The 13,182-nt window shown below is 75.4% G+C and carries 14 protein-coding genes; 4 read left to right on the top strand and 10 right to left on the bottom strand.

Going from position 1 to position 13,182, the window contains the following annotated elements; translation table 11 throughout:
* The first annotated feature begins 22 nt into the window (after positions 1-22).
* On the top strand, positions 23-1,480 hold the full coding sequence (locus ACWERV_RS09785) for an MFS transporter (protein WP_452930887.1): 1,458 nt from the start codon (positions 23-25) through the stop codon (positions 1,478-1,480).
* An 86-nt stretch (positions 1,481-1,566) separates the two neighbouring features.
* Here the strand turns inward: ACWERV_RS09785 and ACWERV_RS09780 are convergent, their stop codons facing one another.
* The 5 genes from ACWERV_RS09780 to ACWERV_RS09760 all read right to left on the bottom strand — a co-directional run bounded on the left by ACWERV_RS09780 (position 1,567) and on the right by ACWERV_RS09760 (position 5,875).
* Complete coding sequence (locus ACWERV_RS09780) at positions 1,567-2,007, bottom strand: nitroreductase family deazaflavin-dependent oxidoreductase (RefSeq protein WP_398179782.1); 441 nt, start codon at positions 2,005-2,007, stop codon at positions 1,567-1,569.
* 73 nt (positions 2,008-2,080) lie between these two features.
* Positions 2,081-2,647, bottom strand: coding sequence for a PspA-associated protein PspAB (gene pspAB / locus ACWERV_RS09775; protein ID WP_452930884.1), 567 nt, complete (start codon positions 2,645-2,647; stop codon positions 2,081-2,083).
* Entirely contained in the window at positions 2,647-3,546 is a 900-nt protein-coding gene (gene htpX / locus ACWERV_RS09770; RefSeq protein WP_452930881.1) for a zinc metalloprotease HtpX, read from the bottom strand. The genes pspAB and htpX overlap by 1 nt, the downstream gene beginning before the upstream one ends.
* Before the next feature lie 128 nt (positions 3,547-3,674).
* Positions 3,675-4,628 (bottom strand): quinone oxidoreductase family protein, encoded by a 954-nt coding sequence (locus ACWERV_RS09765; RefSeq protein WP_398179791.1) that lies wholly within the window; start codon positions 4,626-4,628, stop codon positions 3,675-3,677.
* A 77-nt stretch (positions 4,629-4,705) separates the two neighbouring features.
* Positions 4,706-5,875, bottom strand: a complete 1,170-nt coding sequence (locus tag ACWERV_RS09760; RefSeq protein ID WP_452930878.1) for a citrate synthase — start codon at positions 5,873-5,875, stop codon at positions 4,706-4,708.
* Positions 5,876-5,987: 112 nt separating this feature from the next.
* On the opposite strand from ACWERV_RS09760, the gene ACWERV_RS09755 reads away from it, so the two are divergent.
* Positions 5,988-7,313 (top strand): citrate/2-methylcitrate synthase, encoded by a 1,326-nt coding sequence (locus ACWERV_RS09755; RefSeq protein WP_452930875.1) that lies wholly within the window; start codon positions 5,988-5,990, stop codon positions 7,311-7,313.
* Positions 7,314-7,578: 265 nt separating this feature from the next.
* On the opposite strand, the gene ACWERV_RS09750 is transcribed toward ACWERV_RS09755, so the two are convergent.
* Positions 7,579-7,788 (bottom strand): hypothetical protein, encoded by a 210-nt coding sequence (locus tag ACWERV_RS09750; protein ID WP_398179800.1) that lies wholly within the window; start codon positions 7,786-7,788, stop codon positions 7,579-7,581.
* Positions 7,789-7,908: 120 nt separating this feature from the next.
* On the opposite strand from ACWERV_RS09750, the gene trxA reads away from it, so the two are divergent.
* Positions 7,909-8,283 carry a thioredoxin gene (gene trxA / locus ACWERV_RS09745; RefSeq protein ID WP_452930871.1) on the top strand — a complete coding sequence of 125 codons (375 nt, stop codon included), beginning with the start codon at positions 7,909-7,911 and terminating at the stop codon, positions 8,281-8,283.
* Positions 8,284-8,401: 118 nt separating this feature from the next.
* Positions 8,402-10,102: a bifunctional 3'-5' exonuclease/DNA polymerase gene (locus ACWERV_RS09740; protein WP_452930869.1), complete on the top strand. Its 1,701-nt coding sequence runs from the start codon at positions 8,402-8,404 to the stop codon at positions 10,100-10,102.
* Between the two features lie 26 nt (positions 10,103-10,128).
* Here the strand turns inward: ACWERV_RS09740 and ACWERV_RS09735 are convergent, their stop codons facing one another.
* From ACWERV_RS09735 to ACWERV_RS09720, 4 genes are read right to left on the bottom strand one after another with little or no spacing between them, the layout of a single operon-like run.
* The gene (locus ACWERV_RS09735) at positions 10,129-10,344 is read right to left on the bottom strand and encodes a hypothetical protein (protein ID WP_398179809.1); all 216 of its coding nucleotides are present in this window, start codon (positions 10,342-10,344) and stop codon (positions 10,129-10,131) included.
* Positions 10,341-10,790, bottom strand: coding sequence for a hypothetical protein (locus ACWERV_RS09730; RefSeq protein WP_452930865.1), 450 nt, complete (start codon positions 10,788-10,790; stop codon positions 10,341-10,343). The genes ACWERV_RS09735 and ACWERV_RS09730 overlap by 4 nt, the downstream gene beginning before the upstream one ends.
* A 55-nt stretch (positions 10,791-10,845) precedes the next feature.
* Positions 10,846-12,336: a sensor histidine kinase gene (locus tag ACWERV_RS09725; RefSeq protein WP_452930863.1), complete on the bottom strand. Its 1,491-nt coding sequence runs from the start codon at positions 12,334-12,336 to the stop codon at positions 10,846-10,848.
* Complete coding sequence (locus ACWERV_RS09720) at positions 12,333-13,109, bottom strand: response regulator transcription factor (protein WP_452930861.1); 777 nt, start codon at positions 13,107-13,109, stop codon at positions 12,333-12,335. The genes ACWERV_RS09725 and ACWERV_RS09720 overlap by 4 nt, the downstream gene beginning before the upstream one ends.
* Positions 13,110-13,182: the final 73 nt, after the last annotated feature.

Here is a 13,182-nt window from a genome sequence, read left to right as displayed (position 1 = left end):
TCTTCGTGACAGGAGTTCAGCCATGGCCTCGGCCACCTCCACGCTCTCCCCGTCCGCTTCCGCGGACGCGGCACCGGCCGCCGGGCGGCCGGGGCTCGGTCTGCCGGTCCTGCTGGCAGCGACCTTCATGACCTCGCTGGACCTCTTCATCGTCAACGTGGCGATACCGGCCGTGCAGGGCGACCTGCACGCCGGTACCGCGGCGATCCAGTGGGTGGTGGCCGGGTTCGCCCTGGCCGTGGCCACCGGGCTGATCACCGCGGGCCGGCTGGGCGACATCCACGGCCGGCGGCGGATGTTCATGCTGGGGCTCGCGCTCTTCACCGCCACCTCGGCCGCCTGCGGCCTGGCACCGACCTCCGGGAGCCTGGTGGCGGCGCGGGTCTGCCAGGGGCTGTCCGCGGCCCTGATGGGCCCGCAGGTGCTCGCCATCCTGCAGACCGAGTGGAAGGGCAGGGCACAGGCCCGCGCGTTCGGGATGTACGGCATGACGATGGGCGTGGGCGCGGTCTTCGGACAGCTCATCGGCGGACTGCTGATCAAGGCGGACGTGCTCGGGCTCGGCTGGCGGGCCTGCTTCCTGATCAACGTGCCCATCGGGCTGCTGGCACTCGCGGTGGCGCCGCGGGCGCTGGCCGAGTCGCGGGCGCCGCGCCGCCCGCGGCTGGACATCACCGGAGTGGCGCTGTCCACGGCCGCCACGGTCGCCCTCGTGCTGCCGCTCATCCAGGGACGCGCCCTGGGCTGGCCCGCGTGGACGTGGGCGTGCCTGGCCGGCTCCGTGGTGCTCTTCGCGGCCTTCGTGGCACACCAGCGCCGGGTGGGCGCGGCGGGCGGCGACCCGGTCCTGGACATCGCGCTCTTCCGGCAGCGCGGCTTCTCCGCCGGCGCCGTGGCGCAGTTGGTCTTCTGGTCGGGACAGGGCTCGTTCTTCCTCGTCCTGGCGCTGTATCTGCAGGCCGGGCGCGGTCTGCAGGCGCTGACCTCGGGTGTGGTCTTCGTGGCGATCGGCGCGGGCTACCTGCTCACCTCGACCACCGCGCACCGCATCGCCGAACGTCTGGGCAGCCGGACGGTGCCCGCCGGGGCACTGGCCATGGCCGCGGGGCTGGGCGCCTTGTGGGCCGCGGTGCACGCCTCGGGAACCACGGGCAGCCTGTGGGAGCTGGTGCCCGGACTCTTCCTCGACGGCGTCGGGATGGGGCTGGTCATCGCCCCGCTGACCCACACCGCGCTCGGCACCGTCCCCGCCCACCTGGTGGGCGCCGCCTCGGGAGTGGTGGCCACCATCCAGCAGGTCAGCGGCGCGCTGGGGATCGCGCTGATCGGCATCGTCTTCTACGGCGCGGTGGGCGCCGGGGCGCCGGGCCGCTACCCGCACGCCTTCGGCCTCGCGCTGGTCTTCCTGCTGGCCCTCGAACTGGCCCTGGCCGCACTGACCACCTGGATGGCGGTACGCGGCAAGCACGCCGACCGGTAGGCCGAGCGGCACGACGGACCGCCTGACGTAAGGGGCGCCCATCCTGGATGGGCGCCCCTTACCGGTGTCCGGTTCCGGCCGGACCGTCAGACGCGGGTGAGGCGGATGACGGGGATCTCGCGGCTGGTGCTCTGCTGGTAGTCCTCGTACGGCGGGTAGACCTCCACCAGATCCGGCCAGACCTCGGCCTTCTCCTCGGGCGTCAGCACCTCGGCACGGGCCGGGAAGCGCTCACCGAGCACCCGGACGTGCACCTCGGGGTTGGTGATCAGGCTCTTGAACCACAGCGGGTGCTCGGGGGCGCCGCCCTTGGAGGCGACGATCAGATAATCCTCGCCGGAGCGGCCGTAGATGAGCACCGTGCGCCGCCACTCGCCGCTGCGCCAGCCCTGGTAGTCCAGCAGCAGGCAGGGCGAGCCCTTCATGTCGGTGGCCTCGGTGCCGTTGGACTCCTCGTACCGCCTGGCCTGGTCCGCCACCCACGATTCGGGGCTGATCTTCACAGTGGCGGGGTCGTACGTGGTCATCGGTGCGCCTCCTGACGAATCTGTCCGGCAACAGCCCCACCTTAGGCATGCGGACGGCGCGGCGGCGCGGCGCTCAGCCGCTCAGGCCCGGGGCACCCCAGACCGGGAACCACCGCGCCAGGTCCTGCTCCAGCCGCAGGTCGTTCGCGACCAGGGCCTTGACCTGGAGTTCCAGAGCGTGGTCGCGCTTCTCCCCGGGCAGCGGGGCGAAGGGGTAGAAGGAGCCGCGTTTGTAGAGATACACGAGGGCCATCCGGCGGTCCTCGGGGCCGCCGGGGTCGTGGAAGGAGACGAGCGAGCACAGCAGCTGCGGGCCGAACCCGCCGGACTCCAGCGCGGAATTGACCGCGTGCAGATCCGTGACCAGGTCGTTGGTCTCGTCGGGGGTGTGCCGGGACTCCAGCCAGGTGTAGCCGTAGGAGTCACGGCTGGACTCCAGCGGCAGCAGGGCGTGCAGATCCTGCTGGATCTCGGTGAAGGCCCCGCCCTCGACGGCGGCGAAGCACACCGCGCCGCGTCCGGTCGGGCGCAGCTCGCTCGCCGCCTCCAGGGTCAGCGCGGCCGAGGCCAGCCCGAAGAGCTGGTCGAGATCCGGCTTGACGGGCTTGCTGCGGCCGAGGAGCACATCGAGCAGTCCCATCAGCGGCGGTCCAGTTCGACGGTGACGGCGGCGAGTTGGGCGAGGCGCTGCTCCAGGCTGGGGTGGGTGGCGAGCAGCTTGGAGACGGTGGCGCTGGTGGTGAGCGCGGGGGCGAAGTAGAAGGCGTTGAAGGGCTCGGTGGCGCGCAGGTCCCTGGTGGGGATCGCGGCCAGCTCGCCGCTGACCTTGGTGAGCGCCGAGGCCAGCGCGGAGGGGCGGCCGGTCAGCAGGGCGGCGCTGCGGTCGGCGGACAGCTCGCGGTAGCGCGACAGCATCCGGGTGAGCAGGAAGCTCACGACGTAGACCGCGGCGCTGACCAGCGGCACCAGGACGACCAGCGCGGTGGTGCCGGGATCCCGGCTGCGCCGGAAGCCGCCCCACAGGCCGATCCTGGTGATGACACCGGCCAGGACGCCGAGGAACGACGCGACCGTCATCACCATGACGTCCTTGTGGGCGACGTGGGACAGCTCGTGCGCCACGACGCCCTCCAGTTCCTCGGGCTCCAGCCTCCACAGCAGGCCGGTGGTCACGCACACCACCGTGTTCTTCTGGTTGCGGCCGGTCGCGAACGCGTTCGGCACGTCCGACCGGGCGACGGCGACCTTCGGCTTGGGCAGATCCGCCAGCGCGCAGATCCGGTCGACCACCCCGTGCAGCTCCGGCTGCTGCTCGGGGGTGACCTCGCGGGCGCCCATGCTGAAGGAGGCGATGCGGTCGCTGAACCAGAACTGGGCGACGAACAGCAGCCCCGCGACGACCAGGATGATCGGCCAGGAGCCGCGCAGCAGCGCCAGCAGCGCGCCGACGAAGACGACGTACAGCAGCCCGATCAGGAACATGGTGACGACCATCCGGGTCGTCAGGCCCCGGTCGGGTGCGAAGCGGTTGCGTGGCATGAGCCCCTCCCGAACTGTGCGGGGCGCGGGTCGCGGGCGGCGGCCCGACGTGCTGCACTGGTGGTGATTGTGCCTGCAATTTCCACTCTTGCACCGGTGCAACGTGCGGGACGACCCCCTGGTTCCACTCATCGGGTCACGTCGAGCACCAGCTTCCCCACCGTACGCCGCGCCCGCAGGTCGGTGTGCGCGCGCGCCGCCTCCGACAGGCCGTAGACGCCGCCGACCTGTGGGCGCAGCCTGCCGTCCGCGGTCATGGCCAGCAGTTCGCCGAGCGGCTCGTGGTACATCCCCGGCCGGCCGACGCAGTGCGCCAGCCAGAAGCCGACGACGGCCCGCGAGCGGCCCATGAGCTGCGCGGGCTCCACCGGTGTCGGCGGGACACGGGACGCCATGCCGTAGGCGACCAGGCGGCCGAACGGGGCGAGCGCGGCCAGCGAGGCGTCGAAGACGGGGCCGCCGGTCATCTCCAGCACGATGTCCACCTTGCGCCCGCCGTTGGCCTCGGTCAGCCGTTCGGTGAGCCCCTCGGGGGCGCCGTCGACGGCGACGTCGGCGCCCAGTTCCAGGGCGAGGTCGCGCTTGTCCGGGGTGGACGCGGTGGCGATGATCCGGCCGGCCCCGAAGTGCCGGGCGAGCTGGACGGCGAGCGAGCCGGTGCCGCCCGCCGCGGCGTGGACGACGACGCTCTCGCCCGCGGCCATCCGTGCCGAGGTGCGCAGCAGGTGCCAGGCGGTGACGCCCTGGATGATCAGCGCGAGCGCCTGCGCGTCGGTGACGCCGTCGGGCACCTCGTGCGCCATGCCCTCGTGGACGACGGCCTTCTGGGCGTAGCCGCCGTTGTCGGTGAGGGCCACCACCCGGCGGCCGTCGGCGGTGCGGCCGACGACCTCGGCGCCCGGCACCAGGGGGAGCGTGCTGCGCGAGAGGTAGGAATTCTCCACGGTGTGCGTGTCGGCGTAGTTCACGCCCGCCGATGCGACGTCCAGCAGCAGCTGCCCCTCCCCCGGGACGGGGTCGGGCAGTTCGGCCTCTTTCAGGACCTCCGGTCCGCCGAACTCGGTGATCTGGATCGCGCGCACGGGCGACTCCTCCCGGGTGGGCCTCGCACCGGGCACCTCCCGGCGCGATCATATTACCGACCAGTCGGTACGTGCACTCAGGCCGCCGGGACGGGACGGGGCGGCGGTGTGCCCACGTAGCGGGCGGACGGTCGGATGATCTTGCTGTCGGCCGCCTGCTCAAGGATGTTCGCACTCCAGCCGACGACCCGCGCGGCGGCGAAGGTCGGCGTGAACATCTCCCGCGGCAGCCCGCACAGGTCCATCACCACTCCCGCGTAGAACTCCACGTTGATGTGCAGCTCCCGCCCCGGCTTCAGCTCGGCGAGCAGCGCCTCGGCCCGCTCCTCGACCTGCACCGCGAAGTCGACCAGCTCGCCGCCGATCTCCCGGGCTATGCCCTTGAGCAGCCGCGAGCGCGGGTCCTCGGTGCGGTAGACGGGGTGGCCGAAGCCCATGATCCGCTCCCCCGCGGTGATGTGCTCGCGCAGCCAGCCGTCGATACGGTCCGGCGTGCCGATCGCGTCCAGGGTGTCCAGCGCGCGGCTCGGCGCCCCGCCGTGCAGCGGCCCGGACAGCGCGCCCACCGCGCCGACCAGGCAGGCCGCCAGGTCGGCGCCGGTCGAGGCGATGACCCGGGCGGTGAAGGTGGAGGCGTTGAAGCCGTGGTCGACGGTGGAGATCAGGTACTGCTCGACCGCCCGTGCCCGCACGGGGTCGGGCTCCTCGCCGGTGAGCATGTAGAGGTAGTTCGCGGCGTGGGGCAGGTCGTCGCGCGGCTCGACCGGCTCCAGCCCCTGGCCCAGCCGGTACAGGGCGGTCAGCAGCGTGGGCACCGCGGCGCACGCGGCCAGCGCGTCGGCCTGCCGGGCGGCCGGGTCAAGGTCGTACACCGGCCGGAAGCCGGCCGCCGCGCCCGTCAGGGACAGCGCCGTCCGCAGCCCGGCGAGCGGGCCGGAGGCGCCGGTGGCCCGTGCCACGGCCGGCAGCGCCGCCCTGACCTCGGGCGACAGGTGGCGCAGCGCGGCGGTCTGCGCGGTGAAGCGGGCGCGCTCGGCGGGCGTGGGCAGCGCCCCGTGCACCATCAGGTGCCAGACGTCCTCGAAGCCGCGGCTCGCGGCCAGTTCGACCGCGGAGTACTCCCGGTAGTGGTAGAAGCCCTCGGCGCCGCGTACGTCGCCGAGCACGGTGTCGGTGACGATCACACCCTTCAGCCCTCGCGGGGCCTCCAGCAGGGCGGACGGGGCGGGCGACTCGGTTGTGCGCATGGGTTCTCCTCCTCGGCTCTTGATTCGACTGTCCATGATTGATTGAAATTCTGTCAATATTGATAGGATCAATGTGGACGAGGGTTGACGGAAAGTGGGTACGGTGGCGTCCATGGCTGAGGGGACGGCGGACACCGGCGCGGGCGAGGGCGGCACCGGAGAGCGGATCGGCACACGGGAAGCGGCGCGGCGGCTCGGGGTCAAGCCCGAGACGCTGTACGCGTACGTGAGCCGCGGGCTGCTCGGCAGCAGGCGGGTGCCGGGCGGGCGGGGCAGCACCTTCGACCCCGCCGAGGTGGCCGCGCTGGCCGCCCGCGGCCGCTCCGGGCCCGGCGGCGCGGAGGCCGCGGGCACGGGCGAGCCGGGGGCGGACTCCGGCGGCGCGGACGGCGGCTGGGGGCGGATCCGCAGCGGCGTCACGCACATCGACACCGCCACCACGACGTACTCCTTCCGCGGGGTGGACGCGGTCGCGCTCGCGCGGGCGTACGGCTTCGAGGAGGTCGCGGAGTGGCTGTGGACCGGCCGGGTGCGGCCCGGCACCCGCTTCACCGCTCCCCCGGAGCCGCTGGCCGCCGCCCGCGCGGCGGCGGCCGCGCTGCCCGCCGGAAGCGGTCCCATGGACCGTATGCGGGTCGCGGTCGTCGCCGCGGGCTGCGCGGATCCGCTGCGCTTCGACCTCGCGCCGGAGGCGGTCCTGGCGTCCGCGCGGGGGCTCATCCCGACCCTGGTCGACGCGCTGCCGGCGGCCGGCGGCGCACCCGCCGCCGATGGCGGGACGACCGCCGGACGGCTCTGGGCGCGGCTGACCGCGCGGGAGCCCGACCCGGCGGCGCTGCGCGCGCTGGACACCGCGCTGGCGCTGCTCGTCGACCACGGCCTGGCCGCCTCGACACTCGCCGTGCGCGTCGCGGCCTCGGCGCGGGCGCACCCGTACGCGGTGGTCTCCGCGGGGCTCGGCGCGCTCGACGGTCCGCTGCACGGGCAGGCCAGCGGGCTGGCGCACCGCATGCTCCGTGAGGTGCTGGACCGCGGCAGCGCGGGGCCGGTGGTCGCCGAGTACCTGCGCGGCGGGCAGCGGGTGCCCGGCCTCGGCCACCGCCTCTACCGCGGCGAGGACCCGCGGGCGCGGCTGCTCCTCGCCCGGCTCGCGGAGGTGCCGGGGGCGGCGAACGCGCTGGCCGCCGCGCGCGACACGGTCGACACGGTGGCCCGGCACAGGCCGCTGCACGCCAACGTCGATCTGGCCCTCGCGGTGCTCTCCGTGGCCTCCGGCATGCCCGCGGAGGCCGGTGAGGCGGTCTTCGCCGTCAGCCGCACCGCGGGCTGGATCGCGCACGCCCTGGAGGAGTACGCCGAGCCGCCGCTCCGCCTGCGCCCCACCGGCACGTACGCGGGCCCCCCGCCACCCCAGCCACTGCCCCGCCCGGCGGGCTGAACGCCCCCGGGCGCCGCGCCCCGGCGGCCCACGCGGACCGGCGGCCTCGCCGCGGGCCGCGCGCCTGTTGCGCGGAGAGCAGCCCCCGGGGGCTAGGGCGGGGCCGCGAAGTCCCGGCGTCCGCCCGGAGAGCGGGGCGGACGGTGCCGGATGCGTGCGATCGCACGGCGGAGGGCCGTCCGCGTAGGTGGCCTGCTCGGACGAGCCCGACGACACGGCGGGCGTGCGTGTCGGGCGCCGTCCGGCAGGCGGGACTTCGCGGGCCTCAGGTGCGGGTCACGTGGGGGACGTGGGTGACCAGGGCGGACCATTCGGGGTCGGTCTGACCGGGGACCATGCGGCCGGCGGAGCGCCACTGGGCGGCGAGGGCCGCGAAGACGGGGGGCTCCGCCGAGGGGTGCAGAACCGTTCCGGCGGGAGGAGGGGCCGTCGAGGGGTCCGGCTGGCGGGTCCACTTCGTCTGCGTCGGTGCCATACCGGGGCCAACGAGCGGTCCCGCCGCTCGGCCCGTCGCGGCGGGCGGCATCACCCGAACGGGTGAAGAACCCGGTCGCGCAGGCGGAATTTCCCGGCGCTGCCACCCGTTGTGGGGGGCATGAGCACTGTGGAGCTGACCAAGGAGAACTTCGACGAGGTCGTGTCTTCGAACGACTTCGTCCTCATCGACTTCTGGGCCGCCTGGTGCGGCCCGTGCCGGATGTTCGCCCCGGTGTACGACAAGTCGTCGGACAAGCACGACGACCTGGTCTTCGCCAAGGTGGACACCGAGGCGCAGCCCGAGCTGGCGCAGGCCTTCGGGATCCAGTCGATCCCGACTCTCATGATCATCCGCGAGAAGGTCGCCGTCTTCGCGCAGCCGGGCGCCCTGCCCGAGCCCGCACTGGAGGACGTCATCTCGCAGGCCCGCGCGCTCGACATGGCCGAGGTCCACAAGTCCGTGCAGGAGGCCCAGGCCGAGCAGCAGGGCTGACCGTCCGCCGCCGAGCCCGGCAGGCGCCTTCGCGCCGCCGGGCTCGTCGTTGTGCCCGCACGCGCCCCGCACGGCCGGGACCGGCCGGATTGTCAGTGGCGGGACCTACGCTCGCGGTGTGAGTGGAGCCGTGGACGCCGGGGCAGCACGGGTGGCCGTCGTGGCCGACCCGGTGGGCGGCGGCGGCCGGCTGCGCCAGGTGGACGAGCAGGGCGCACCGGTCGGAGAGGTGCGGACGGTCGGGGATCTGGCGGCGGCGGTCGGCGAGATCGAGGCGGCGGCCGCGCCGCGCTGGGTGTGGGCGGGGACGGAGGAGGTCTATCCGGATCTGCTGGACCGCGGCGGGGTCCGGCTGGCGCGGTGCCACGACGTACGGCTGGTCGAGACGCTGCTGCTCGGCGCGGAGGGCAGGTGGGGCAGGCCGCGGTCGCTGGGCGCCGCGTGGGCGCGGCTGCGCGGGCTGCCGGAGCCGCCGGACGCCCCGGAGCACGGCGCGGAGGGCCAGCCGGTGCTCTTCACGGCCGACCGGCTGCACCTGCCGCCGGGTACGGACGCGCTGGCCGCGCTGGTGGAGGTGCACGCCGCCCAGCAGCGCCGGGTCGCCGAGGGCGAGCACCCGGAGCGGATGCGGCTGCTGTGCGCGGCGGAGTCGGCGGGCGCGCTGGCGGCCGTCGAGATGGGGCGGGACGGGCTGCCGTGGAGCGCGGCGGCGCACGACGAACTGCTCACCGGCCTGCTGGGGCCGCGCCCGGCCGCCGGTGCGCGGCCAGCGCTGCTGGCCGGGCTCGCGCGGCAGATCCAGGACGCGCTGGGCGGGCGCCCGGTCAACCCGGATTCGCCCGCTCAGCTGCTCCCCGCCTTCGCCCGGGTGGGCGTGCCGCTCACCTCGACCCGCTCGCACGAGCTGCGCAAGGTGGCGCACCCGGCGGCCGAGCTGCTGCTGCGCTACAAGGAGCTGTCCCGCATCCATGCCGCGCACGGCTGGGCCTGGCGCGAGGCGTGGGTGCGCGACGGGCGTTTCCGCCCCGAGTACGTGGTCGGCGGTGTGGTGTCCGGCCGGTGGGCGACCCGGGGCGGCGGCGCGCTGCAGATCCCGCGGCCGCTGCGGGCGGCGGTGGTCGCCGATCCGGGGCACCGGCTGGTCGTGGCGGACGCGGGGCAGCTGGAGCCGCGGGTGCTCGCCGCGATGTCCGGCGATCCGGGCCTGGCGCGGGCGGCGGCGGGCGGCGACCTGTACGCGACACTCGCCCGCGACGCCTTCGCGGGCGACCGGCCGCGGGCCAAGATCGCGCTGCTGGCGGCGATGTACGGGCAGACCAGCGGGGAGGCGGGCCAGCTGCTGGCGGTGATGCGGCGGCGCTTCCCGGCCGCCCTCACGCTGGTGGAGTCCGCGGCCCGGACCGGTGAGGCGGGCGGGGTCGTGCGCTCGCAGCTCGGGCGGACGTCGCCCGCGCCGTCCGCCGACCGTTTCCTCGACGAGTCGGCGGACCCCGCGGACGGCGCCTCGCCGGACCGCAGGGCGGCGCGCTCCTGGGGCCGCTTCACACGGAATTTCGTGATCCAGGCGAGCGCCGCGGACTGGGCGCTCGCGATGCTGGCGGCGCTGCGCCGCGAGCTGGCCCGCATCGGCGCCCCGCCGCGGCTGGTCTTCTTCCAGCACGACGAGGTGGTGGTGCACACCCCGGCGGAGCTGGCGCCCGCGGTCGAGGCCGCGGTGGCGGCGTCCGCGGACGAGGCCCGCAGGCTGGTCTTCGGCGGCACGCCGGTGCCCTTCCCGCTGGAGACGCATGCCGTGGAGTGCTACGCGGACGCCAAGTAGCACTCCCGGCGAGAGGGCGGCGCGCGTCAGTTGTCCGAGGCCGCGTCGGATTCCGCCGCGGCGGCCGCGGAGTCCGCGTCGTCCACGAGCTTTTGCATGTGGGCCAGGTCGGAGGCGGCCGGGGCCGGGGAGGTGGCACCCGTGCTGCCGGAGGCGCCGTCGTGGCTGCCGCAGCCGGTGAGCAGCAGGGCCGCGGCCAGCGCACCGGCCGGGAGTAGGGCCAGGGCCTGACGCCGGGTCACTTGCCGGTGCCCTTGTCCGACTTCGGCTTCTTCACCGGGAAATGCTGGGTGCCGCACCAGGTGCGGACGGCGTCCAGGTCGGTGGAGCGCTGGCCGAGGGTCGTGACCAGGGAGGTGCGGAAGGTGAGCCGTCCCTTGAGGTAGGTGGCCACGGCGGTGTCGCCCTTGGCCTGCGCGTTGGTGACGCGCTGCTGCAGCCGCGCGACCGAGCCGCGTTCGGTGGCCGGGCCGTTGAGCCGGGCCAGGGCACGGTCGATGCGGGCGTCCACGGTGGGCAGCCGGCGGCACAGGGCGCGGGCGCCGTCGCCCTGGGGCGCCTTGGCCGCGGACTTCGCGGTGGACGAGGGCGACGGGGTGCTGCCGGTGTCGGCGGTCGCGGAGCCCGCCGCGGCGAACAGTGCCGCGACGGCTGCGACGGCGGGCACGACCGTACGGGTGGTGCGCATGGGTGACCTCCTCGGTGGCGGCGCCGCGGGCGCGGCGCCCGTCCCGCCGGGGAGGCTAGGAGCGCTCCTTGTGGAAATCTTGTGGCGCCCGGACGGCCCCGTCGGGGCTTCCCGCTTCCTCGCCGCCCAGCCAGTCGCGCTGCCGCGGCAGTTCGGGCACGGCGGTCGGCAGGTCGAGGACGAAGTGCGCGCCGGGCATCCCGTCGGGCCGGTCGGTGACGGTCGCGGCGCCGCCGTGCAGGGCGGCCTGCTGGCCCACCAGGGCGAGGCCGAGGCCCGATCCGGGGCTGCCGGGGCGGCGGCGGAAGCGCGCGAAGACCCCGCTGCGGGCGTCGGGCGGCACCCCGGGGCCGTGGTCGGCGACGGTGAGGCGCACCGAGGCGCCGTCCAGGGCGCGGGTCAGGGCGGCCTCGACCTCCCCGGCGCCGTGCACGACCGCGTTGCGGAGCAGGTTGTCCACCGCGCTGCGCAGCCCCGGCGGCCAGCCCTGCACGGTGCAGGGCCCGTCCGCGTGGACGGTCACCCGCGCGGCGGGGTGGTCGCGGCGCAGGTCGCGTACGGCGGCGTCGAGGATGTCGGCGAGGTCGGCGGGCCCGAAGGCGTCGGCCTCGACGAGGTCGCCCGCGGCGAGGGTGCGCAGCATCACCAGCAGTCCGAGCAGCCGGTCGTGCCCGTCCCGCAGGTCGGCGAGGATCTCGGTGCGTTCGGCGGCGCCGGGTGCGGGGTCGCCCGCCAGCACGTCGAGGTTGATGCGCATGCCCATGAGCGGGGTGCGCAGTTCGTGGGAGGCGGCGGCGGAGAAGGAGCGGGCGGTGGCGAGTGCCTCGGCGGTGCGGGCGGCCTGTTCGTCGTAGCGGGCGAGCAGGGTCCGCAGGGTACGGGCCAGGTCGTCGACCTCGGGCACGCCGGTGGGGGTGTGGTCCAGGCGGGCGGCGCCGGTGCGCGGGTCGATGCCGGCGGCGCGGCGGCGCAGCGCGGCCAGCGGGCGGGCGAGCCGTACGGCGGCGAGCCAGGCGGCGAGTCCTGCGACCGGCGCGGTGAGCAGCGCGACGGTGAGCACCCGGCGGCGTACCTGCGCGATCTGCCGGCGCCCCGCGGTGTCGGCGGAGAAGAGCCACAGGGTGCCGCGCGCGGCGGGCCGCACGCTGCTGAGCGGGACGGCCAGGGCGCGCCAGCCGCTGCCGTCCGCGGTCACGGTGACGGGCCGGACGGCGTCGGCGGGCGCCGGGAGCGCTGCGGAGGCGGCGGGCTGCGGGCCGCCGCTGACGGTGCCCTCGGGTCCGGCGACCCGGATGCCGACGTCGAGCGCGGAGGTGAACAGCTTCCGCTGCCGGGCCTGTTCGACGCTCGCGGGGCGGTCGTTGGCCATCGCCCGCAGCAGCGAGAGGGCCTCGGGGCGTGCGGCTGCGGCGCTTTCGCGCAGGTGGGTGTCGGTGGCGGCGTGCACGTCCCGGGTGACGAGGCGGACCATGACCCATCCGGAGGCGAGCACGAGCAGCGGGACGACGACGGCGACGGCCAGCGCGATCCTGGTGGTCAGCCTCATGTACCGCTCCCGGCGGGCGCGGGTCCCGCCCCCGCACCGGGCACGGGTCCGGCGCCTTCGGCCGGGCGCAGCACGAAGCCGACGCCGCGCACGGTGTGCAGGATGCGCGGGCGACCGCCGGCCTCCAGCTTGCGGCGCAGGTAGCTCACGAAGGTGTCCACGGCGTCGCTGCGCACGTCGAAGTCGTAGCCCCAGACCCGGTCCAGCAGCTGGTCGCGGGTCAGGACGAGGCCCGCGTTGCGCACGAGGGTCTCCAGCAGCTCGAACTCGCGGCGGGTCAGGTCCAGCGGGCTGCCGTCGCGGGTGGCGGTGCGGGCGTCGGGGTCGACGGTCAGGCCGCAGGCGCGGACCGGGCCGCCGGGGCGGGGCGGGCGGCGGCGCAGCAGCGCGTGCAGCCGGAGCACCAGCTCGTCCAGCGCGAAGGGTTTGACGAGGTAGTCGTCGGCGCCGGCCTGGAGCCCGGCGACCCGGTCGGCGACCTCGTCGAGCGCGGACAGGGCGAGCACCGGCAGGTCGTTGCCGGCCGAGCGCAGGGTGCGGCAGACCTCGATGCCGTCGATGTCGGGCATCGAGATGTCCAGCACCAGCACGTCGGGCGGGTCGTCGCCGGTCAGCCGGGCGAGGGCGGCGGCGCCGCCGTCCGCCTCGGCGACGGTGAAGCCGCGCAGCCGCAGGGCGCGGCCGAGGGAGCGGCGGATGACGGCGTCGTCGTCCACCACCAGCACTCGTCCGCCGCCCGCGCCCGGGGCCGTGCCGCCTGTGGTGTCCGTCATCCGGTGTGCCTCCGCCCGTTCATCGCGACCTGCCTCCGCTCCCCTGCCGTCACGTCACGCGTGGTGCGGGACG

The organism is Streptomyces sp. NPDC004031, assembly GCF_053604375.1.
The sequence above is the reverse complement of the archived record's forward strand: the minus strand, read 5'-3'. Positions and strand labels throughout refer to the sequence as shown.